Below are 23,709 nucleotides of genomic sequence, written 5' to 3' on the forward strand. Positions count from 1 at the left end.
TCCCCGCGGACCCCATCCCCATCCTGGCCGGCTTTTTGAGCAGAAGAAAATGCCTTGCGGCATTTTCCCCATCTTATAGTATTCAACCGCAGGTCACGCTCTACTGTTGAGCAAAGATGATGCACTCTTTACGACTGCAAGATTTTTTCTCGAGACAGATTGATGCTTTTGGAATATGTAACACAAAAGGGAGCCCGGTTCTTACCGGACTCCCCAATGGTTTGCACGGAGGCAGCATTTTTCGCACGATTATTTTATTTCATTTAATTAATATAAAACCTTCGCCGTCTACCGCACTCCCTGCGGATCCTTTGAAGACTTTCCAATTACTTTTCCTGAGCCATATCCCGATAAACGAAAAACAGATCGAAAACGATCAAAAGAAAACCGAGGCAGGCAAGGGTCATGATCATATTCGGGCTTAAGTCAATTCGCTCCAAGCCGACGCCTCCGCCTTCATAACCTATACATCCATATAGGAAGACAACGGCCATGGTCGTCTTGACGAGGGAGTGAATTTTATACAGGTATAGAAAAGAAAAGGTGTCCCCTTGAAGAATATCTTTTAGAAGAAAGTTAATATAACGAAATGCGTACCCAACGATTAGCAATATAATAGCGAAAAATATTTGAAACACAATGTTTCGTGCATCAATATGGCCCACGAACACATCCTTAAACATAGAGGCGGTCACCAATGCGGATAAGACGAACCATATTATATAGGCGATCTTCGTAAAAGTGTAATATTTTCCAAGATTTTTCCGTTCCATCATTTCCCTCCTTTAACTCCGATGTAAAATCCAAGATCTCTAGTAAATTGTATTTCACATTCAGAGAAAGTTATGTACATATAGTTTGTGTTAAAAAAAACATTCCTAAGACCTATTATAATACTGTAACTTGGAAAAGTGAAGATCCAAACTGATATTTTTATATTATGAAATTGTCTAAAGAGTGTATGATTCATAGAGTCAAATTTTCTCCTGTTTAAAGCCAAGATATTCTTAGTCTGTTTAAAAGATCGTGATGGCTCTTTGGAAAACAAAAAGAGCCCGGTTTTCACCGGACTCCCAATGGTTGACATTGTATCTTTTATTTTCTTAGCAGCATCTCCATCTGCTCCCTCGTCCAACCGAAGGCGCCGCCGGAGTGAATAAAGAGGATATTTTCTTTTTCGCTCCAATGTTGTTCCAAAAGTTCGGAAAAAATACCGTACATAGCTTTTCCCGTATAGACGGGATCTAAGATAATACCAGTTTGGGAGACGAAGTCCCAAATAAATTCCATTTCTTCCGGGCGACTTTTGGCGTAGCCGAGGCCGACGTAATCGTCTAAGATCGTCACATTGTAATTTGCCACGTGATTGCCCGTAAGCTCGTTCATTTCATCGATAATGGGCGGCAATGTTTTTTCCAGTACGGTCTCTTTAGAATCCAATACGGAAATGCCGACGATGTCTTTTTTGCCTCCCGCCAGCTCATTGCCGTAGACGAGGCCCGCCAACATACCGGCGGATCCCGCCACGCAGACGACGGTGTCGAAAGAAATATTCATTTCTTCTTCCTGTTCGAGAATTTCGTTAAAGCAATCGACATAGCCCATACTTCCCAGGCCGTTACTCCCGCCGACGGGAATGATCATGGCATGGGCGCCTTTTGCTTCCAAATCTTTTTTCAGATCTTCCATGACCTGATCCGGATAACCGTCTTCCCTGCCGATAATATGCACGTGAGCACCGGCCAATTGATCTAAGAATAAATTGGCTTCATCTTTTGAATCTCTGTGCCCTTGTAACACTAAATGGCAGTTGATCCCCAGTCTTGCCGCCGCAAGGGCCGTTGCCCGGGCGTGATTACTCTGCACGGCGCCCCTGGTGATGACGTCGGTAATCCCTTCGTCCAATGCCTTTTGAAAAAGATATTCCAGCTTGCGAATTTTATTGCCCGTAAATCCTACGCCGGTCATATCGTCCCGTTTAATATACAGATGGGCCGGAAGATCGGCATCCATCAGTTGAATCTCTTCGATTCGCGTGGGCGTATTGGCTAAAGATAATTTTTTCATAAGAACACCTCAATAAGATAATCCGTCCTTTTGATCCGCTCTTTGAAGCACTTGCCACTTTCCCTTCTCAAAGCTCGCAATGGTAAGTCCCATGCTCTTTGCGATGGGTCTGTGCCAAAAGCGCGCCACGGGCACCCCTTCCAAAACATTTATAAGGGCACGAATGCTGACGCCGTGGGCGACGATCAGGACATGATCTTTCGGATCCTTCTCCAGCTTTCGGATGAATTTTCCCATGGCTTCATATAGATCGTGAAAGTTCTCAAGGCCCGGGAGAGAAAATTGATCCGGCGTTTCAAAGTAAACGACACTTAACGGATCTTTTTGAACCTCTTTAAAAAGCTTTCCCTCCCACGGACCGAGAGGTAACTCTCTCAGTGCTTCTTCTTCTATTATCTGAATCTTTCGATCATTAATCAAGCCCTCCGCCGTCTTCTTTGCCCGTGGGAGATCGGAAGTGTAACAGATGTCGATGGGAATAAAGGAAAGTTCCTCCGCCATGGAGGCGATGTCTTTCATCCCCTTTTCCGTAAGGGGAGAGTCCATTCGCCCCTGCACCCGATCTTCTCTGTTCCACTCCGTTTCCCCGTGGCGAAGAATATAAAGCTTCATCTTACAACTTTTTCAATTGGAAACGTACGGTTTCGCCGTTCAGATCTTGATCTTCCACGTCGAGGGTTTCGAAAGTCATGGATTCTGCCAATGTTTCGTCGCAGATTGTAGCTTTCGCCGCTTCGAGGACTTCCTTCACCTTGCTCTCGGCGTCGTAAGCGATGGCGATATGATCGGTTACTTCGTAATCGTTGGCTTTCCGTTGATTTTGTACTTTGGAAATAAATTCGCGAACATAACCTTCCGCCAGAAGCTCGTCTGTAAGTTCCGTATCGAGAATTACGAAGAGATTATCTTCCATACTCACATCGAAGCCTTCTTTAGCGTCGATATCGACGAGGACATCCTCGACCACAACTTCCGTTTCCTCGCCGTTTAAGACCATGGTGACGCTTTCGTTGGATTTCAATTCGGCGTAAAGTTCCTTGGCATCTCTTTCATTTAAGATCTTCTTGAAATCCTTAATCTTCGGACCGAATTTTTGACCCACTTCCTTAAAGTTCGGCTTCAAACTGTAGGTCATGTATTCGGTTAAATCGTCGCAGAAGTAGACTTCTTTTACGTTCAACTCTTCTTTTATAAGTTCCGTTAAATCGCCGATAATGGGCTTGAGGTCCGCATCGACGAGGACTTCTTGAAGAGGTTGACGCACTTTGATCTTGGCGTTTTCGCGACCGGCACGTCCAAGGGTTACGAGGGTACGTACGATGCCCATTTTTTCTTCCAGTTTTTCGTCGATCATGGCTTCATCTACTGTGGGGTAGTCTTCCAAGTGGATACTTTCTCCGCCGACGAGGGTTTCGTAAAATTCTTCTGCGATAAAGGGCGCCATGGGGGCGATCATCTTGCATAAGCCGAGCAAGACATCGTAAGTTGTCTTAAAGACGGCTTCGCGAGAGGGCGTGTCTTCTTCGCTCCAGAAGCGGCGACGGTTTCTTCGAATATACCAGTTGGAGAAATCTTCGGAGACGAAATCTTGAATGTCGCGAACGACTTTCGTAATTTCGTGTACTTCCATATTTTCGATAACGGATTTTAAGAGACTGTTGTATTTGGAAAGGATCCAGCGATCAATTTCTTCGTATTCCACCTCTCCGGCTTTTCTCGGATCTACACCGTTAATATTGGCGTAGAGTGTAAAGAAATTGTGGATATTACGTAGGGTGCGGAAGAATTTTCCGTTAACTTCCCGCAAACCGTCTTCGTCGAATTTCGTCGGCGTCCATGGGGGCGAAACGTACATGAGGTACCATCTCACCGCATCGGCGCCGTATTTTTTAAAGAGCTCTTCCGGCGATACGGTGTTGCCACGGGATTTACTCATCTTCTTGCCCTCTTTATCGAGGATAAGGTCGTTGACCAGGACGCTCTTATAAGGTGCCTTACCGGTCATATAGGTGGAGATAGCGAGTAAGGAGTAGAACCAGCCCCGGGTTTGGTCGATACCTTCGTTAATGAAGGCGGCCGGGAACAGCTTGTCGAAATCTTCTTTGTGTTCAAAAGGATAGTGCCATTGGGCGAAGGGCATGGATCCGGAATCGAACCAACAGTCGATAACGTCGGTAACGCGGGTCATGGTGCCGCCGCAATCGCATTTGATGTGAACATCGTCGACATAGGGGCGGTGAAGATCGATGGATTCGTCGATATCTTCTTCAGCTCGTTCGATAAGTTCTTTCACGCTTCCCACGGATGTAGTTTTGCCGCAATCGTCGCAGCGCCAAATCGGGAACGGGGTACCCCAGTATCTGGAACGGGAAATTGCCCAGTCGTTCAGGTTTTCGAGCCAGTTGCCGAAACGCTTTTCGCCGACAAAATCCGGATACCAATCGACGCCATTGTTGTTTTCGATGAGTTGATCCTTCATCTTGGTCACTTCAATGTACCAGGAGGGGTGAGCGTAGTAGATCAGGGGCGTCTTACAGCGCCAGCAGTGGGGATAGTTGTGGACGATGGTCTCTTTCGAGAAGACTTTGCCCTGACTCTTCAAATAGTCGATGATCTCTTCGTTGACATTGTGAACGAATTGGCCCTTCCACTGAGTTTCTGTGAAGTTCCCGTCGTCGTCTACGGGCTTGATGAAAGCTAAATTGTTGCGGCGACCGGTTTGGTAGTCGTCTTCCCCGAAGGCGGGAGCGGTATGGACGATACCCGTGCCGTCTTCGGTGGTGACATAATCTGCCGTGACGACGACGAAGGCGTCTCCTTCTTCCACTTTCACCTGATCCAAGATTTGTTCGTAGCGGCGACCGGCGAGTTTTTCGCCCTTCACCGTTTCGAGAACGTCATACTCCCCTTTGAGTACGGCGTCTTTTAAATTATCGGCGAGATAATAGACATTGCCGTCTTCGTATTTTACCTTGACGTAATCCACGTCCGGGTGCACGGCGAGGGCCACATTGGAGGGAACGGTCCAAGGGGTGGTGGTCCAGGCGAGGAAATAAGCGTCCTCGTCCGTCGCCTTAAATTTCATGGTAATGGTGGGCGTCTTGTCTTCCTGATAACCTTGAGCTACTTCGTGGGAAGCGAGACCGGTACCGCAACGGGGGCAGTAAGGTAAGATCTTATGGCCTTCATAAATCAGGCCGTCTTCAAACATTTTATTGAGGATGTACCAAACCGATTCGATATAAGAATTGTTTAGCGTGATATAGGGATCGTCCAAATCGATGAGATAACCCATGCGCGCGGTCATTTTGCGCCAGAGACCTTCGTATTCAAAGACGGATTCCCGGCATTTTTGATTGAATTTTTCGATGCCGTATTTTTCGATATCTTGTTTGTTATGAAGACCTAATTTCTTTTCAACTTCGATTTCCACCGGGAGACCGTGGGTATCCCAGCCGGCTTTACGATTGACTCGGTAACCTTGCATGGTTTTGTAGCGGCAGGTCATGTCTTTCAGTGTACGGGCCATAACGTGGTGAATGCCCGGCTTGCCGTTAGCTGTCGGCGGACCTTCGTAGAACACGAAGTCTTCTTTTCCCTCGCGAGTTTCGACACTCCGTTTTAAAAGATCGATGTCTTGCCAGTATTGGACGACGCGCTGTTCGCGCTCGTCGACCAGGTCTTGAGATAATGTTTTAAACTCTGTCATATTTTTCTCCTTTACTAAAAAAGCGCCCCATTCGTCGTTAGACGAAGGGACGCTATGAAACGCGGTACCACCCTACTTATAGGATTCTATCACTCGAAGCCTTAACGCGGCGAACGCCTTGCGGTATCTCGGAAGGTGATGCGACGCATCGTTTGTCGGTGCTTCTCAGCTGCTGCACCTCTCTGTAAAACAGGGACGATGTATCTTCGGCTTCCTAGTCGATAAAATCTGTAATTGTCATACCATCCAGTTGATCGATAATGCTCCGTTGCACGCCGTAAATGCTTCTGTGGAATTTACATCCTTCGATGCCATTGCCCGTAAAGCGGTTGCAATAGGGATCGTCTGCATGTAAACAGCGGGAGAGTTCAATGGGCCCGTCGATGGCCAAAATAATATCGTAGAGGGAAATGGACTCGGCAGGTTTATTAAGAATATAGCCTCCCTTTGCGCCTCGCTTAGATTGCGTCAAGCCACCTAGGTTCAGCTTTCGCAAAATACGTAGTGTGAAACGTTCAGGTACGTGCATGGCCTTGGCGATTTTTGGCGCGCCGACCACTTCGCCCTCATGAGCTGCTAAATGCGCAATAATGCGAAATGCGTAATCAATTTCTTGAGTTAATTTCACGCGTCGAATCCTCCTCCTTCTTAGAGATCCACCTTATAGATCCACATTATAGCACGTTACTATTAAGTGGTAAAGTATAAAAATTCTCGTGTTCCTTAATAAATATTTTAAATAGTTTACTCTCCTCGTCGAATAGAAGGTCTTCAAAGCGAATACGGTCGCCTTTTTTAATTTCTCTCTTCACTTTTACATTCCCGGTGATCAAACCGATGGGCACGTAGTTTTCTCTATATACTTCTCGCGCATCCATCAACGAACCGTAACAAGTATCGCTTCCGATGCCGGAAATCTCGTCTCCCAGCAGAAGATCTTTCTTCGCAACGGCTGCGGTGTGGGCCACATATCCCTTTTCAGGGGCGATGGTGGCTTCGCCGTAAAGGACGGCCTTCGCCAAGGTTATGGGGGTTTCGATATTCGTCAAATGATAGGGGCGATAGAAAATATACCGAGGCCCGTCGCCCATGGAAAGATAGGGCATTTCTTCCCGAATCAAGGGATCGTCCGTTTCCACGACCACAAAGACCCCGGGGGCGATGCCCATAACATAATCCAGGACGCCCTTCTTTTCGAAAAAGCCTCCTTCCTCTTTCAGACGAAACTTATCCGCCAACCCATCGATTGTGGACTCGATGCCGTAGCAACCGGGTGTGTCGGGTAGAAGGCCCGTAGCATTGGCCACGGCATTGAGCTCGATCATGGTATTGGTGGCGTCGACAAAAGATGTGAGCATGCGGGGGCTCAGTCCCTTGGATTCCGCCTTTTCCTTTAGTTTGTCGGGGGTAGCCTCTATATCCATAGGATTGTTTTTTCCCTTCCCGGCGGCGACCACATTGAACCCTAAAAAGCTTGCAAAATCGTAAAGTTCCATCATGGCGCCCGGTTCGTCTCCCGCCGTACCCGTGTAGCACAATCCCTTCTCTTTCGCTTTTTTTAGGAAGTAGGGCCCGAGGAGCACGTCGCATTCCACATTGAAGCTCACAATGTGCTTGCCGTGATTCAGCCCCTCTTCGTTGATTATGGCGCCGGCTTCCGTATTGCCGGTACAGTCGACGATGGCGTCTACTTCAGGAGAGGTCCAAGTCAGCGAATTGTCGATTACCAGGGCAATTCCGTGATCTCTTACGGCCTGCGCCACTTCTTCTTCCGTCTTGCTTATATAAAGAGCTTCTTCGGGAAAGCCTACTTTTTTTGCCGATTCGATTAAAGCTTCATGGGATCGCGAAGACCATACTCCGGCTTTCATCCCTTCCATTTTATTTAACTGTGCGACCAGACCGGTACCCATTAAGCCGCAGCCGACGACGGCGACGCCGATGGATCCGTTCTTTCGCAAATCAGAGATTAATTTCATTCAATTTGTCCTCCAATCATCCATAAAAATTATAGCACAATCGGTCGTCGCCCTGTGGCGCACAGGAGGATTCAACGGTAATCTTTGCGCTTCTTTTGATATTCGTTATTTCCTTTGGGTATAATGGAGAGAGAATAGGAGTGAACCATGAACAAACATTATAAATTAATCGACAAGAGAAACATTCCCGAGCTTCACGGGGAAGTTTCTTTTTTAAAACACATTAAAACCGGCGCGGAGCTTTTGCTCCTGGACAATAAAAACCACAATAAAACCTTTGCTATCGGCTTTAAGACACCGCCGGAGGATTCTACGGGCGTGGCCCATATTGTAGAGCACTGTACCCTTTCGGGCTCCCGCAAATACAAGACGAAAGAACCTTTTATGGACATGGTAGCGAGCAGTGTTCAAACTTTTTTAAACGCCATGACCTATCCCGACAAGACGCTCTACCCGATCAGTTCCCGAAACGACAAAGATTTTCGCCAGCTGATGGACGTCTATTTAGATGCGGTCTTTTATCCGGAAATGCGCGAGAATGAAAAGATCTTCTATCAGGAAGGTTGGCATCCGGAAATCGAAGAAGATCGCCTTATCGCAAATGGCGTCGTCTATAACGAAATGAAGGGCGTTTACTCGGATCCCGCCAATCGCGTCTCCGATATGGTGCGGGAAAAACTCCACCCCTCGGGAACTTATTCTCACGATTCCGGCGGTAATCCCGATTACATTCCCGATCTTACATTTGATGATTTCTTAGATTTCCATAGTCGATACTATCGTCCATCCAATAGTTATATTTTCCTCGCAGGAGACATGGATTTTGAGGAACGATTGGCTTATTTGGACGAGGCCTATCTTTCCGCCTTCGACGCCATAGATCCCGAATCCGAAATCGCGGGACACAGTATGTACGACAGCCCCAAGGAGTTTACCGGGACTTACGACTTATCGGAAGATGAAGATCCCGAGGGCAAATCTTATTTCGCCCTGTCCTTTTCCTCGAAAGTGGATCCTACGCCGGAAGAACTCCTCCTCAGAAGTTTCTTCCAGGAGCTCCTCGTGGAAAGCGAAAACGGCCTTATTAAAAAGAGACTTCGGAATGCAGGCATCGGCGAAGACGTGTACTCCGAGCTTTCCGCCTCCAACACCTGGGACTTTACGATCTTCTGCTACCACGCCAAGAAGGAACGTTACGAGGACTTCAGACGCATCGTTATGGAGGCCTTGGAAGATGTGGCGAAAAACGGAATCGACGAAGAGGTTCTCAAGGCCACACTCGAAAAATTTGAATTTACCGTCCGTCGCGGCGGCGGTGCCCACGCCGATTTGATTCAATACATCGGCGCCTTAAACACCTGGCTATACGGCCAAAACCCCCTGGACGGATTGGAACTATCCCCGAAACTGGAAGCCCTACGGGAAAAAATCGGCACCGACTTTTTCCAAGAGGCGGTTAAGGAATTTTTCCTAGACGTCCCCCATCGCGTCGCCATGCGCATCGATCCTGAAATCGGTAAAGAAAAGCGACTGGAGGAAAAGCGCAGAGAGAAACAAAAGGCAGCTTATGCCGCCCTCTCCGATTCGAAGCGGGAAGAGATTGCAGCACTCGCATGCGACTTGAAAGACTATCAGGAAGCCCCCGATTCGGAAGAAGCCAAGGCAACCATTCCCAAACTGGAACTTTCCGATCTCTCGAAGAAGATTACTTCCATTCCGAGAAATGTTACGGAGCTTTCGGGCATTACCCTTACTACCAATCCCCTAAATACCAACGGCATTATCTACACGAACTGGGCCTTCGATATGAAGCATTTAGATTTGGAAGAACTGGCCTACGCCTCTATTCTCTCCGATGTCCTGGGTAAGATTTCTACAGAACACTATACGGAATCGGAGCTTGAAACGGAAACTTTCCTCTCCGGCGGCGGCTTTACATTCGACACGCCCGTGGAGCAGATGGAGGAAGGCTATGTGCCCTACTTCTTCATTTCCACCGGCGCCCTTCCCCGTCAACAGGCCAGAGGCTATGCCGTCTTGGAGGAAATGCTCTCGAAGAGCAAACTTCACGATAAAGGACGACTCAAGACGATTCTCGAGACTATGAAGGCGGATATGGCCTCATCTTTCCTCCAGTCGGGCCACTCCATCGTGTCCAATCGCGTCCGCGTCCATTACAGCGAGGCCGCTTTTGTGGACGATGCTCTTAACGGCTTGGACTTTTACTTCTTCGTCTGCAACCTTATCGAAAAAGGCGATTATCAATCGGTCGCCGACAAATTGGAAAAGGTGGCGAAAAAAACCTTCACTACCTCCCGCTTAACGGCCAATCTTATTGCCGACGAAGAGGAGATCCTTATGGCGGAAGCTGCCCTAGCCGATCATCTCCACCATTTCGATCAAGCGGTCTACGACAACTCCGTGATTTCCTTCGAAAAAAGTGATCTCAACGAAGCCTTCACGCTGAATTCCATGGTCAACTATGTCTCCAAAGGCGGGAGTTTGAAGGAAGCGGGCTACGAATACAACGGCAAGCTCGTCGTCCTCGCCAATGTACTCAGCAATTTATTTCTCCACAAGGAAATTCGCGCCAAGGGCGGCGCTTACGGCGCAGGCATTCGCATCACCCGCTTCGGCGATGTAGCCACCTATTCTTACCGCGATCCCCAGGTGGAAAAAACAATAGATGTCTACGATCATATGGCGGATTTTTTGAAGGATCTGTCTTTAAGTGAACGGGATCTTACGGATATGATCATCGGAGTTATGAACGCCTTCGATCCCCACTTGGCTCCGTCCGCTTACGGCGTCTTGGACTTTAAGCGCTTCTTAAACGGCACCACAACCGAAGCCATCGAGAAGCGGAAGGCCGAAGCCATGACCACCACCGTGGACGACCTGCGCGGTTTCAGCGATCTGATCCGAAAAACTATGGCGCAAAACAATCTCGTGGCCATAGGTGACGCAGAGCGCTTAAAATCCGGCGAACTCTTCGACGTCTATCGCTCACTAAAACAATAAATGGAACGATCAAAAACCATTGGGAAATGATTCCCAATGGTTTTTTTGCGTACTCTCCTTGCCGTTACGGAAAGCTGATAGATTCATAAGCTCCTACTTTTTTTTCTCCCAATAAAAAAACCTCCGAGTTCCGGCTTTCATTCCGGACTTCGGAGGTTTATTTCTTTTAGTTATTTTCTTTTTTCTCCAACTCTTCCACTACTTCTTCGGAGAGATCTTCTTTTTCCAAATGTTCGCCGCTGCTGTAATCATCTTTCGTTACAGATTCGCCGTTGAAGATCGCCTCGAACTCTTTGCCGCTGATGGTCTCCTTATCCAATAAGGCATCGGAAACATTCAGGAGAATATCCAGATTCTCTTTTAAAAGATCGTGGGCCTTCTCGTAGGCTTCGTGGACGAATTTCTGCATGGCGCGGTCGATTTCGGCCGCCACTTCTTCGGAGTAATTTTTCGTGTGACCCATATCTCTACCGATAAAGACGGAATCGGAGTCACTTCCGTAAGTGAGGGTGCCGATTTCATCGCTCATGCCGTAGGTGGTGACCATTTCTCTGGCGATCTTCGTCGCACGTTCGATATCGTTGCTGGCCCCGGTGGAAATGTCGTCCAGAACGAGGGCTTCCGCCACCCGGCCGCCTAAGAGGCTCACCAATTGATTGAGCATTTCCGATTTGGTGGTGTAGTGCATAATGTCATCTTCCGGCAAATAGGCCGTAAAGCCGCCGGCACGCCCTCTGGGAATGATCGTGATCATATGCACGGGATCGTGATCCGGCAGGAGTCGGGAAACCACGGCATGGCCCGCTTCGTGAACCGCCGTAAGTTTTCGCTCTTTTTCCTTCATAACGGAGCTCTTCTTTTCGGGTCCGGCGATTACCTTAATGCTCGCCTCATTTACGATGTCCATGGTAATCTTTTTCAGATTTTCCCTGGCGGCCAAGAGAGCCGATTCGTTCATAAGATTCTCGAGATCTGCAGGAGTAAAGCCGGCCGTACGCTTGGCCACGACTTTCATATCCACATCCTCTGCCAAGGGCTTTTTCTTTCCGTGAAGATTTAGAATTTGTTCACGAGCCCGCACATCGGGAAGACCTACGAAAATTTGACGGTCGAAACGGCCCGGGCGAAGGAGTGCCGGGTCTAAAATATCGGCACGGTTGGTTGCCGCCATAACGATGACCCCTTCATTGGTGCCGAAGCCGTCCATTTCCACGAGCAATTGGTTGAGCGTCTGTTCCCGCTCGTCGTGACCGCCGCCTAAGCCTGCGCCACGTCTACGGCCCACGGCGTCGATTTCGTCGATAAAAATAATACAGGGAGCGTTATTCTTCGCCGTTTCGAACAAGTCGCGGACGCGGCTCGCCCCGACGCCTACATACATTTCCACGAAATCCGAACCGCTCATAATGTAAAAAGGCACTTTCGCCTCGCCGGCGACGGATTTCGAAAGATAAGTTTTACCCGTTCCCGGAGGCCCTACGAGGAGAACACCCTTGGGAATCCGAGCGCCCATGGCGACAAATTTAGAGGGATTTTTGAGAAAATCGACGATTTCGCCGAGTTCTTCTTTTTCCTCTTTTAAACCCGCCACATCGTCGAAAGTGATCTTCTTGCCGTCCTCTTCCTCCATCATCCGGGCCTTGCTCTTTCCGAAATTCATCATGCGGCCCCCGGCGCCTTGCTGGGTGCGCATAAAGCTGAAAAAGAGGTAGCCCATAAAGAGCATAACGACGAAAGTGGGCAAAAAGCTCGTAACCGTGGTGGTGTTTTCCGTTGCAGGTGTAGCGGACAGGGCGATGGTGCCCTCTTCCACCGGGTTTTCCAAATGACTTTTATAGAAAGAATCCCAAACCATGGGGGGAATATTGGTGCGGACAATGTTTTTGTCTTTCTTCGTCACCACCGCTTCCGTACCCTTAAGGTCGATGGACTCCACTTGATCTTTATCTATAATATTGACGAGCGCCGTGTAGCTGATTTCTTCTACGCCCCGTTGATTGGGCTTGAATAAGTAAATGCCGAAAATCAACATGACGAGAAGTACGAGGTAAAAGGCCACGCCGCTCCATTTTCTATTCAATATACTAACCCTCCTTTACATGGTAAACTTCAGTATACCATAAACGGAAGTTCTACACTATTTTTCGTAGATCTCAGGTTTTAAGACGCCTACAAAGGGAAGATTGCGATACTCTTCCGCATAGTCGATGCCGTATCCCACCACAAATTTATCCTCCACTTCATAGCCGATATAGTCTACATCGACGGCCCTTTCCCTGCGGGAAGGTTTCGTGAGGAGCGTGGCGATGCCCACTTTTTTCACGCCTCGGCTTTCCATTACCTTGGTCAAATAGCTGAGGGTAAGGCCCGTATCCACAATATCTTCCACGATGAGTACGGATTTCCCTTCAACGGAAGTGGAAAGGTCTTTTAGAATGCGTACCTCGCCGCTGGAAGTCGTGGAGGTGCCGTAGCTCGAGACGTCCATAAAGTCGATTTCCATGGGAAGATCGATGGCCTGAATTAAATCTGCCATAAAGGCGAAGGCGCCTTTAAGGATGCCGATGACGATAAGGTGTTCTCCTTTAAAATCCTCCGTTACCTGTTTGCCGATCCGTTCGACCGCCTCTTGAATATCTTCTTTCGAAAGTAATATCTCGCCTACATCTTGGGCGATGGAGTCCACATGAGTTTTTTCCATTCTTTTTCCTCCTGTCTCACACTTTTTCTAAGGCCTACGACCCAAATAATTTCGCCGTCTTCTTCGACGAGGGGCCAATGATCGCGCTTGGACCTTTCTATTTTTTCGTCGATAAAAATATCTTTTATTTTCTTGTTGCCAACTTTTAAACGAATCCTGTCGCCGGGACGACGGCTGCGAATGCGCACGGCTTCGGGATCCTTTATCCGGATCCCGTCTGCGCCTTTCCCGTCTAGAAGGAAGTGGTGGCCGTTAAATTCCGCCGCCCCGTTTTGAAGGATGACATGGTCGAGGAAGGGGGCTTCCTCCCGATCTTTCGCGATAATGATCTCGCCGTAAGATTTCGTAATTCTCAAGCCGGGAAGGTCTACGCCCTTCCCCGTCTCCGCCGACTTTAACATTTCCAGGGAGCGAATATGCTCATAGCTTATGTTTTTCAGATCTCCCCGCACCTCTTCAATTCCGAGGCGCAAGACCCGGCTCCATATGCTCGGGGACTCGCTAAAGAGATCGACCTTTAATGCAACTTCTCCCTCTCTCGCTTCTTTATTTCCCTCGTAGTAGTTGCGGGCTACATACTTTAAATAATCTTCGTCTTCCACAGCCATGGAGCGAAAGCTTTCCATCACCGCAGAAAAATTCGGATTAATAGATTCTGCCGAAGGCACGATGTCGAGGCGGACTTTATTTCTCGTATAAATGGCCTCGTCATTGGTATGATCCAAAATATAGGGAATCTCGCGCTCCTGAAGATAATCTAAAATCTCCTTCTTCGTCATATGAAGAAGTGGGCGAAATAAATCCCCCTCCACTACCCTCATTCCGCCGATACCCTCGAGGCCCGTGCCGCGTATTAGGCGAAGGAGCATGGTCTCCACCTGATCGTCCAGATGGTGGGCCAGGGCGATCATACCGCCCTTTCGCTTGTGCTCTCTGAAAAATTTATAGCGCAATAGGCGTCCCGCCTCTTCGATGCCCAGCTTATGCTTTTTCGCATAATCCGCCACTTGAACTTGCTTTTCGATTAAATCCACATTCCACTCGTTGCAGATGCGACGAACGAAGGCCAGATCTTCGTCCGCCTCTTTCCTTAAGCCGTGATGCAAATGAGCGGCTTCCAATAAAAAGGGAATCTCCTTACGATATTCCACGAGCCGATAGAGAAGATACATAGAGTCCGGTCCTCCGGATAGGGCGAGGAGAATTTTTGAGTCCTTATGAATTATGTCATCAAAGATCGCTTCCAAAGGAACCTCCCATCAAAAAAACGCCGCAGAGCGGCGCTTCTTATCGTCTTTTCGTCTTTCCTTGTCGCACATTACGGCGTTGTTTTGCCGATTCAATCTTTTCATTGCTGACTTTCATGAATTTATTTAACATGTCGTCAAAGTTAGATGCGTCGGATTTGTGCACTTCTCTGTTCAATTGAACCGCCTGGGGAAGATTTTTTCTCTGTTCACTTTTCGGCTGCGCCTGTTTAATACTGAGCGCGATCTTTCCATCGGATTCGATGTTTAAAACTTTTACCTTTACTTTTTGTCCTTTTGAAAGGACATCGGACACTTCCTTGACATATTCGTCGGAAATCTCCGAAATATGTACCAAGCCGCTGTTTTCTTCATCCATTTGAACGAAGGCACCGAATTTTACAATTCCGGTTACTACGCCGTCTAGAATACTTCCCACTTCAATTGCCATAGATTATTTTACATCCTCCTTATTCCGATCGCCTTCGCGATCTTTACTCTTGTCGATATAAAGTACCTCTCGAGGCTTGACCATGCCCAGATCTTCACGGGCCACTTCTTCCGCAAATTCCAAATCGTCGCTTCGACGAATATCCTCGCCGGTACGTTTAATTTCTTCTGCACGCTGTTCGATCTTTTCGCGATTGGCTTGAAGCTCTTTTCGCCTAATCGCCGTCATGCGATAACTTCGAAAGGTGATGAGAACACAAACAAGACCCACGAACAGGATCATGAATCGCGCCGTTTGTATAGGCAGTCTATGGACTTGTTTATGCTTTTTCATTCTATCACCTCAGTCTATATAGTATCGCATGTTTACGCCATATTTTCAATCCTCGGCGAGGATTTCATAGAGATCTTCGGCACCCTTTTTTTGAACATTGTCCTTAATGTCCACAACCCGAACCTTTTGGCTGTGGTTGCCGAATTGAACTTCGATAATATCGCCGATGGAAACTTCATCCCCGGCTTTGGCCGTCTTGTCGTTGATCTTTACCCGTCCGCCGTCACAGGCGTCTTTTGCCACGGTACGACGCTTAATGATGCGGGAATTTTTTAAAAATTTGTCGATTCTCATAATTCTTCCTTTAAAAAAAGAGCTCTTGCGAGCCCTTATCTTATTTATTGACAGATTCTTTAAGTGCTTTACCTGCGCGGAATACCGGAGCCTTGGAAGCGGGAATCTTAATAACTTCTTCGGGGTTTCTGGGGTTTCTACCTTCACGTGCTTTGCGGTCGCGAACTTCGAAAGTACCGAAGCCAACTAATTGTACTTTTTCGCCGCTGGATAAAGCTTCTTCGATGGTGTCTAAGAAACCGTTTAATGCGTTTTCAGCGTCTTTCTTGGACAGGTTGCTTTTTTCTGCAATGCTTGCAATAAGTTCAGATTTGTTCATTTTATCCTCCTAAATTTCAGTTTCCTTCTTCCTTACCTCGAACGTCTTCTTCAAAAGCTTTTAAAGCTGTAGACAAGGACGTCTCCAGATCGATACCTTCTTCTTCCGCTTCTTTTAATAAGCGAAGAAGTTCCGAAACATAGCGTTCATCGCCGCCGTTTTTATAACCGGCAAAAAACCGGTTCATCGGATCTTCGGCTTTGCGGAGCATCTTCTGTCCGCGCATAAGGGCGGGTAGGCCGTGTAAATGCTTGAGCTTCTCGGACAGGGTCTTGTTCCCCGTCTCTTCAGCCTTAAGGACCTCCCAATCCCGGTGGCCTTCGCCGAAAACGTGAGGATGGCGATGGACCATCTTCTCCACGAGGTTTTCGACCACCGTTTCAAAAGAAAAAGTACCTTCTTCTTCGGCAAGTTCCGAATGGAAAATAATTTGAAACAGTACGTCGCCGAGCTCTTCTTCCAAGCGATAACTGTCGCCTGTAGAAATAGCGTAAGCGGCTTCATACGCTTCTTCAATCAAATTGGCTTTCATGCTTTCATGGCTTTGCTCTCGGTCCCATGGACATCCGTCTTTCCCGCGCAACCGCCGAACGAGTCTCATGACATCGCCGACAGCGACGGCCCTTTGGCTCTTCGGCACGTATAGTGCCGTTTCGAAACCGTAGTCGTCGTAGCGGTCCAGCATATAGAGCGGACGACTCAGGATTTTCTCCTTATCCGGGTGACCGGCATGACTTAATACATAGACCTCGTGTTCGTCTCCGTAAAGATCGGAGAGCACGAGTTTTACATCGCTTGCGACCCGTCTGTTATAGACTTGGGTCATGAGCATGTCCACGTGTACGTCGATGTCGAGATCGGAAAAATTATCGCCGTCTATAAAACGCAGACCCTCTACCGGGTCTTTTCTGACGCCTCTTAAAACCGGTTCGATAAAACTTAAGCCGTCGACGATCTCGATGGTGGGATCGTGTTCCAATAAATAGACCACGGTTTTTTCCGCCACCAAGGGATGGCCGGGAACAAAGTAGCTGATCTTGCACGTCTTGGAACGTTCGATCAGGTCATCGGCTATAGCCCGATAGACGGAGTCGAAATCTTCCAAGGTATCGTATAAATGATCGTAGCTCGTATAAGGTATGGCGTGGGAATGAAAATAATCCACGGCATCGTGATATTTCGTCCGCAGAAAGTTTTCGGACTCATCTTTGATGGCGGCGATAGCTTTAGCCGTCAAACCGCTTGCGTCCGTAGGTCCGAGACCTATAATTCGCAGATTTCCCATAACGTCCCCCTTTTACCTTTGCTATTGTACTATCCAACGGCTTTTTTGTCTAGTCAAATTGCCGTTTTTCCCCTGTTTTCAGCCATTTTCCATCGTTATATTTTTTTGCAGCAAAAAAGAGCGCTCCTCGCGCTCTTTTTTAATTTATTTTGATTCGTTTTTGCCATTGTCGGCCTTCGCCTCATTGGCGGCCTTGGCATTATTTCCCTTGTTTTTCTCTGCCCCTTCACCTTTTTGAGCTTCGGCCTGTTCTACAGTTACGGGAATATCTTTTGCCGTATCCACATAGCGTTTCACTTTTGCCTTCTTGCGAAGTTTTTCATTGTGTTCTTGGAAACGCTCTTTGATCATGGCTTCTTTCACAGCATCTTTCGACGCATCGAAACTGTCGTTGATCTTGTCGAGCTTAATAATGTGGAAACCGAATTGGGTCTTCACAGGTTCGCTGATTTCGCCCGGCTTCATGGAGAATACTTTTTCGTCGAATTCCTTCACCATTTGTCCCGGACCGAAAGCGCCTAAGGAGCCTCCGTTTTCAGCCGATTGAGTATCCTTGCTCTTTTCTTTGGCGAGTTTTGCAAAGTCGGCTCCGCCGTCTAGTTCTTTTTTAACAGCTTCGGCTTCTTCCTTGGTTTCCACTAAAATGTGACTGGCTTCTGCCGTTTTAAATTCGTCTTTGTGCTTTTCGTAATAAGCCTTCATTTCTTCGTCAGTAGGCTCGAGATCTTTCAGCATTTTCTCTTGATACTTACGCATTAAGAGATTGGTGGACATATACTCTTTCAGTTCGTCCATTTCCATTTTGTTGGCTTCGAGAACTTTTTTAAGTCCTTCCTCTCCGCCGTACATCTTCTTCATATTTTCGAGCTCTTGGTTGACCTCTTCATCACTGACGGTGATCTTGTTTTTCTTAGCATCTTGTTTGATCACTTCGAGACCGATGAGGTTTTCCAAAGTATTTTCGCGCATAAGCTCGCCCATGGTTTTCTTGCTGCCGTCTTGTGCTTCCTGTTTCAGGAAATCTTCGCCGTATTGGGCGACGGCTTGTTGAGCCTGCACCTTGTATTCTCTCTCGTAGCGCGCCATGGGAATATCTTCTCCATTGACCGTAACTGCTACACCGGGTTTCTTACCGCAACCGGTTAACAGTACCGAAGCCGCCAAGGCCACGGTGCCGATTTTTTTAATTGTCTTAGAAAATGTCATAACTGTCCTTTCTTTTCTTTTTATTCTTTTACTCATTATAACAAGGATTTATGATTTGCGTGTGTGGGATTTGTGTATTTTCATCAGCTCTAAAAGTTTTTCGAGAGTTTCCAACGGCTTTTCTTTTGCCGTGAGAGTGATGGTCGATCGTTCGCCGAAGCCGAAGACTACTTTTTTACCGAAGACACTGGTGATTTCATTCATGAGAGCCAGAGGCAATTCATAGCCCTCGATAAATTCCAAAGTGTAGTCGTCTTTTTTCTGCTGTACCGTTTCCACTCGGAGAGTGGAGGCCATATGCCGAATTTTTGACAGATGAATTAATTGCAGAACGGGCTTCGGCGGGTCGGAGAATCTGTCGATCAACTCGTCGATCATATCCCGCTCATCTTCATCATCGGCGATGACGGCGATTTTACGGTACATCTCCATGCGCTGCGCTTCGTCTTGAATATAGTACTTGGGAATATAGGAATCGATGAGCACATCTAAAGATGTGTCCGTGGTCTCCACGTCCTCTTCGCCTTTTGCGCGGCTCACGGCTTGACGCAGAAGTTTTATATAGAGATCGTAGCCGATGGCATTCATATGGCCGTGCTGACTCTCCCCTAAAATATTTCCCGAACCTCGTATTTCCAAATCCCGCATGGCGATTTTATAACCGCTTCCGAATTCAGTAAACTCCCGTATGGCGGCGAGACGCTTTTCCGCCACCTCGGAAATGCTGGCATCTCGCTTATAGGTGAAGTAGGCGTAGGCCATGCGATTGCTCCGGCCGATGCGCCCTCGTAGCTGGTAGAGTTGGGAAAGGCCCAGGCGGTTCGCTTCCCACACAATCATGGTATTGGCATTTGATACGTCCATTCCCGTTTCGATAATGGTGGAGCAGAGGAGCACATCGATATCGTGTTCCACAAATTGAAGCATGGTGTTTTCAAGTTCTCGTTCGCCCATTTGTCCGTTGGCCATGGCGATGCGGGCCTCGGGTACGAGCTCCCGCAAATCGCCGAGCATCTTTTCCATAGATTGAACGCGATTATAGACGAAATAAACCTGTCCGCCGCGATCCAATTCCTTTAAAATCGCCTCCCTTACCATCATGGGATTGTATTCCACCACATAGGTCTGCACGGGGAAGCGCTCTTGAGGCGGCTCTTCGATCACCGACATATCCCGAATGCCGGCGAGAGACATTTGAAGCGTCCTCGGAATGGGCGTGGCCGTCAAGGTGAGAGTGTCCACATTTTCTTTTAAGAGCTTGAGTTTTTCTTTGTGGCGCACGCCGAAACGCTGCTCCTCATCGATAATTAAAAGCCCTAAATCTTTAAACTGAACATCTTTTGAAAGGAGGCGATGGGTTCCCACGACGATATCTACGCCGCCGTTACGAATGGCCTCGAGATCTTTCTTCTGTTCTTTTGCCGAGCGGAACCGACTTAAGAGGGCGGTCTTCAGGGCGAAATCGTTGAAACGCTCCCGCATCGTATTGTAATGTTGCTGGGCGAGAATAGTGGTGGGCACGAGAAAAGCCACCTGCTTTCCGTCGAGTACCGCCTTAAAGGCCGCGCGGAGGGCAACCTCCGTCTTTCCGTAACCCACGTCGGCGCAGAGCAGGCGATCCATGGGCTTAGCCTCTTCCATATCCTGTTTGATCTCCTCGATGGCGAGGAGCTGGCCGTCGGTTTCTTCAAATTGAAAAGAATCTTCGAATTCCTTTTGCCAAGGCTGGTCCATGCTGAAGGCATAGCCCTTCACATCTTCCCTTTTCGAATACAGGCGAATGAGATCCTCCGCCATTTCCTCCACGCTCCGCTTAGCTTTGGCCTTCGTATTGCGCCAGGTCTGGGTGTTCAGGCGGTTGATCTTCGGCGGCACATCGTCGCTTGCAATGTAGCGGTGAATGAGGGAAAGTTGATCCATGGGCAGAAAGAGCTTGTCCCCGCCTTTGTACATGAGGGAAATATAATCTCTCTGTACATTTTGTACCTCGAGATTGGTGGTACCTAAAAACTTCCCAATTCCGTGGGTTTCGTGAACCACATAATCCCCTACATGGAGGGTTCCCAAATCGATGACGTCCCGCTTTTTCTTCCGCTTTTTCTTACGTTTAAAATCGCCGAAAATTTCCGTGGAGTTTAAGAGCACGAAACGCTCATGTTCGAATTCGAAGCCGCCGTGGACATGCCCCTCGTCTACCTGAATGACGCCGGGACGTAATGCATCTGTGAGGGGCGTGGTGGTAAAGCCCATATCTTCCAGGGTTTTAATGAGCCGCTCCGTCTTTTCTTCGCCGCCTCCCAGTAAGACGACGGTGTAATCTTCTCGGATATAGCGTTGAATTTCCTCTTTGAAAATCCTGAGCCTTCCGCCGAAACTGGTGACCGTCTTAATATGAAAATTGGCGACTTCTTTTAAGTCCACACTTTCCTTGCTCCGCACAATATGGCTGGAAAGCACACTGTCGAAACGGAACATATCTTTTTTTACGGCCTCGTAATCGATTTGAATCTTTAAGTGAGAGCTTAAGATTTCGCCTGCGTCGGCGAGATCCGTAAGGGTGTCGATTAGGGAAAGTTCCTGCTTCTTCGCGATTTCATCCATGCGTCGTGGCTCGTCAATAAAGATCATAGGTTCTTCCGAAAAATAATCGATGACGCTGGCCCGATCCTTTTTGGGAATATAGGGCAAAAATAGATCCGTATGGCTTACCCGCTCCCCTTCCCTCAAGCTTTCAATAAGAGGCTTGAATTTTTCCATGGCCCGCTCTTTCGATACGAGGGAAAGCTTATCGGTCTTTTCCAGATCTTTTTCGATTCCTTTCGCCACGGTTTCACGCAAAGATTCATCCAAAATAATATCGTGGACGGGGAAAATATCTACGGAGTCCACGCTCTCGACGGAGCGTTGGGTCTTGCTGTCGAAGAGGCGAATGGAATCTACTTCAATGTCGAAAAATTCGATGCGGCAGGGCAGATTTCCCGGCGGGAAAATATCCACAATGCCCCCGCGGACGGAAAACTGGCCCATGCCCTCTACAAAGTCCACTCTTTGGTAGCCCGTCGTGGCGAGGCGTTCCATAAGCTCGTCGATTTCTACGTTCTCCCCTATTTCGAGAGAAAAGGAAGCCTCTTTTAAGCAGCGTGGCTTTAAGAAAATACCCCCGAGTGCCTCCGGGGTAGTGACGATAATCTTCCCCTCCCCTTTTAACATAGCCTGAAGGGTTTGAAGACGACGGGCTAAGAGCTCGTGACTTCCCGCATCCCGCTGGAAGAAGAAAAGCTCCCGTGCCGCTAAGTGGTAGACTCCCCTCTCAGCGAAGTAACTTAAATCTTCTACGAGCTTCGTCGCTCGGGCGAGATCCCATGTAACGAGTAGAACCGGGCGGTCGCATTCCTCTTTCATTGTTTCTGTAAAGGGCGCGATAACCTGCTCCGGCAAGCCGTAAACGCCGATGGGCGTTTCCCGATCCTGCAGGCAGTTTAACACCCGGCGAAAAGAGGGATTCGCTTTTAATAATTTATGGTAAATACTCGTCATATTGCCTCCTAAAAAGCAGCTCAATTCCTTGAGCTGCTTCCTATTTCCCGTTCCATGTATTCATGGCACTGTCGATGCCTTCTTTTAAAAAGCTCAAGGTCGCCCCCTTGGCCTTTTCCAAAGTTTCATCCATGACGGGAATCTCTTCTTTTGAAAAACCGGATAGGACGAAATCCGCCAGATTCATATGGGGATTTTTCTTTCCCACGGCGATTTTCAGTCTGGGAAACTGATCCGACTGAATCTGATAAATAATGGATTTCAATCCGTTATGTGTGCCGGCGCTGCCGGATTTGCGCATGCGAACTGTGCCGAATTCGATGTCGATATCGTCGACGAGGACGAGAACCTCCTCCGGCGCGATCTTAAAATAATGCATGCACTCCCGCACAGACTGGCCGCTTTCGTTCATATAGGTCATGGGCTTTAAGAGGCGCACCTTTTTTCCGAGGATGCGCCCCTCGCCGTAAAGCCCTTTAAATTTAATAGTGTTTACCGGAATCGACAGATGGTCGGCCACACGATCCAGGGCCATAAAGCCCACATTATGACGCGTGTTTTGGTATCGATCTCCGGGATTACCCAGTCCTACGATCAGCATTTTATACTTCTTCGAAAATCTTGCTGATGGACTTGTCGGTGTTTACGCGGCGAATGGCACTTGCGAGAATGGGCGCCACGGTGACCACGTCGATCTTGTCGATACTTTTTTCCGGCGGAAGAGCGATGGTGTCGGTGATGACGAATTTTTCCATAAGGGATCCGTCGATTCGCTCGATGGCCGGCCCGGAAAGTACGCCGTGAGTGGCGCAGCCGTAAATATTTCGTGCGCCGTATTTACGTAGAGCCTCGGCAGCTTTGCAAACCGTGCCCGCCGTATCGATAATATCGTCGACTAAAATGCAATCCTTGCCTTCGATGGAGCCGATGACGTTCATTACCACATTTTCATTGGCCTTCGGGCGTCTCTTTTCGATAATAGCAATGGGCGCGCCGTTTAATTCTTCCGCAAATTTACGAGTTCTGGATACGCCGCCTAAGTCCGGGCTTACGGCGACAATATTCGAGGTGTCGATATTCTCCTTGAAATATTTTGCCAAATAGGGAATCGCCGTCAAATGGTCTACGGGAATATCGAAATAGCCTTGAATTTGACCGGCGTGAAGATCCATGCAGATCACGCGATCGGCGCCGGCTTTTGTAATTAAATTCGCAACGAGCTTCGCCGTAATGGGCTCTCTCGCCTTTACTTTGCGATCTTGACGCGCGTAGCCGTAATAGGGCACCACGGCGTTAATACGACCTGCGGAGGCGCGCTTCAAGGCGTCGATTAAAATTAAGAGCTCCATCAAATGGTCGTTTACAGGTCCCGAGGTCGGTTGAATGACAAAGACATCCTTCCCGCGAACCGAATCCATAATGTCGATGGAAATTTCTCCGTCGCTAAATTGATTGACCGTACACCCGGCCCGAGGAATGTACAGATCCTCACAAATCTTTTTGACGAGATCCGGGTTGGAGTTTCCTGAAATAATAACGATCTCTCCGTGATTAGCCATA

19 protein-coding genes are annotated in these 23,709 nt (G+C 48.1%); 1 reads left to right on the forward strand and 18 read right to left on the reverse strand.

Translation table 11 applies throughout. The features are described from left to right. Window positions 1-326 precede the first annotated feature (326 nt). The 6 genes from PEPTYR26121_RS00645 to PEPTYR26121_RS00670 all read right to left on the reverse strand — a co-directional run bounded on the left by PEPTYR26121_RS00645 (window position 327) and on the right by PEPTYR26121_RS00670 (window position 7,755). A complete protein-coding gene (locus tag PEPTYR26121_RS00645; protein ID WP_180498231.1) occupies window positions 327-773 on the reverse strand; it encodes a hypothetical protein in 447 nt (148 codons plus the stop codon). A gap of 322 nt (window positions 774-1,095) precedes the next feature. Further along, a complete protein-coding gene (locus tag PEPTYR26121_RS00650) occupies window positions 1,096-2,067 on the reverse strand; it encodes a D-cysteine desulfhydrase family protein (protein WP_180498233.1) in 972 nt (323 codons plus the stop codon). Between the two features lie 9 nt (window positions 2,068-2,076). Next, a complete protein-coding gene (locus tag PEPTYR26121_RS00655) occupies window positions 2,077-2,679 on the reverse strand; it encodes a histidine phosphatase family protein (protein WP_180498235.1) in 603 nt (200 codons plus the stop codon). A gap of 1 nt (window position 2,680) precedes the next feature. Continuing rightward, the gene (gene ileS / locus PEPTYR26121_RS00660) at window positions 2,681-5,776 is read right to left on the reverse strand and encodes an isoleucine--tRNA ligase (protein ID WP_180498237.1); all 3,096 of its coding nucleotides are present in this window, start codon (window positions 5,774-5,776) and stop codon (window positions 2,681-2,683) included. A gap of 214 nt (window positions 5,777-5,990) precedes the next feature. Then, on the reverse strand, window positions 5,991-6,404 hold the full coding sequence (locus PEPTYR26121_RS00665; protein WP_180498239.1) for an RrF2 family transcriptional regulator: 414 nt from the start codon (window positions 6,402-6,404) through the stop codon (window positions 5,991-5,993). Window positions 6,405-6,450: 46 nt separating this feature from the next. Then, entirely contained in the window at window positions 6,451-7,755 is a 1,305-nt protein-coding gene (locus PEPTYR26121_RS00670) for an NAD(P)H-dependent oxidoreductase (protein ID WP_180498241.1), read from the reverse strand. A gap of 147 nt (window positions 7,756-7,902) precedes the next feature. On the opposite strand from PEPTYR26121_RS00670, the gene PEPTYR26121_RS00675 reads away from it, so the two are divergent. Beyond that, on the forward strand, window positions 7,903-10,776 hold the full coding sequence (locus PEPTYR26121_RS00675) for an insulinase family protein (protein ID WP_180498243.1): 2,874 nt from the start codon (window positions 7,903-7,905) through the stop codon (window positions 10,774-10,776). A gap of 166 nt (window positions 10,777-10,942) precedes the next feature. Here the strand turns inward: PEPTYR26121_RS00675 and ftsH are convergent, their stop codons facing one another. From ftsH to PEPTYR26121_RS00735, 12 genes are all read right to left on the reverse strand, one after another. Next, window positions 10,943-12,856: an ATP-dependent zinc metalloprotease FtsH gene (gene ftsH / locus PEPTYR26121_RS00680; protein ID WP_246285861.1), complete on the reverse strand. Its 1,914-nt coding sequence runs from the start codon at window positions 12,854-12,856 to the stop codon at window positions 10,943-10,945. A gap of 57 nt (window positions 12,857-12,913) precedes the next feature. Beyond that, window positions 12,914-13,477, reverse strand: coding sequence for a hypoxanthine phosphoribosyltransferase (hpt, locus tag PEPTYR26121_RS00685; RefSeq protein ID WP_218956301.1), 564 nt, complete (start codon window positions 13,475-13,477; stop codon window positions 12,914-12,916). Further along, on the reverse strand, window positions 13,438-14,724 hold the full coding sequence (gene tilS, locus PEPTYR26121_RS00690) for a tRNA lysidine(34) synthetase TilS (RefSeq protein WP_180498245.1): 1,287 nt from the start codon (window positions 14,722-14,724) through the stop codon (window positions 13,438-13,440). Before tilS ends, hpt begins: the two co-directional genes overlap by 40 nt. 40 nt (window positions 14,725-14,764) lie before the next feature. Further along, entirely contained in the window at window positions 14,765-15,175 is a 411-nt protein-coding gene (locus tag PEPTYR26121_RS00695; protein ID WP_180498247.1) for a S1 RNA-binding domain-containing protein, read from the reverse strand. A 3-nt stretch (window positions 15,176-15,178) separates the two neighbouring features. Further along, entirely contained in the window at window positions 15,179-15,508 is a 330-nt protein-coding gene (locus PEPTYR26121_RS00700) for an FtsB family cell division protein (RefSeq protein ID WP_180498249.1), read from the reverse strand. A gap of 45 nt (window positions 15,509-15,553) precedes the next feature. Continuing rightward, entirely contained in the window at window positions 15,554-15,802 is a 249-nt protein-coding gene (locus tag PEPTYR26121_RS00705) for an RNA-binding S4 domain-containing protein (RefSeq protein ID WP_180498251.1), read from the reverse strand. A 40-nt stretch (window positions 15,803-15,842) separates the two neighbouring features. Beyond that, a complete protein-coding gene (locus PEPTYR26121_RS00710; protein ID WP_180498253.1) occupies window positions 15,843-16,121 on the reverse strand; it encodes an HU family DNA-binding protein in 279 nt (92 codons plus the stop codon). A gap of 16 nt (window positions 16,122-16,137) precedes the next feature. Further along, the gene (locus PEPTYR26121_RS00715; RefSeq protein WP_180498255.1) at window positions 16,138-17,406 is read right to left on the reverse strand and encodes a MazG nucleotide pyrophosphohydrolase domain-containing protein; all 1,269 of its coding nucleotides are present in this window, start codon (window positions 17,404-17,406) and stop codon (window positions 16,138-16,140) included. Window positions 17,407-17,550: 144 nt separating this feature from the next. Beyond that, the gene (locus tag PEPTYR26121_RS00720; RefSeq protein ID WP_180498257.1) at window positions 17,551-18,612 is read right to left on the reverse strand and encodes a peptidylprolyl isomerase; all 1,062 of its coding nucleotides are present in this window, start codon (window positions 18,610-18,612) and stop codon (window positions 17,551-17,553) included. Window positions 18,613-18,660: 48 nt separating this feature from the next. Continuing rightward, the gene (gene mfd / locus PEPTYR26121_RS00725) at window positions 18,661-22,149 is read right to left on the reverse strand and encodes a transcription-repair coupling factor (protein ID WP_180498259.1); all 3,489 of its coding nucleotides are present in this window, start codon (window positions 22,147-22,149) and stop codon (window positions 18,661-18,663) included. A gap of 40 nt (window positions 22,150-22,189) precedes the next feature. Then, the gene (pth, locus tag PEPTYR26121_RS00730; RefSeq protein WP_180498261.1) at window positions 22,190-22,750 is read right to left on the reverse strand and encodes an aminoacyl-tRNA hydrolase; all 561 of its coding nucleotides are present in this window, start codon (window positions 22,748-22,750) and stop codon (window positions 22,190-22,192) included. Between the two features lies 1 nt (window position 22,751). Further along, on the reverse strand, window positions 22,752-23,708 hold the full coding sequence (locus tag PEPTYR26121_RS00735; protein WP_180498263.1) for a ribose-phosphate diphosphokinase: 957 nt from the start codon (window positions 23,706-23,708) through the stop codon (window positions 22,752-22,754). Window position 23,709 lies beyond the last annotated feature (1 nt).

The organism is Aedoeadaptatus nemausensis, from assembly GCF_903819165.1.
Lineage (GTDB): Bacteria > Bacillota > Clostridia > Tissierellales > Peptoniphilaceae > Aedoeadaptatus > Aedoeadaptatus nemausensis.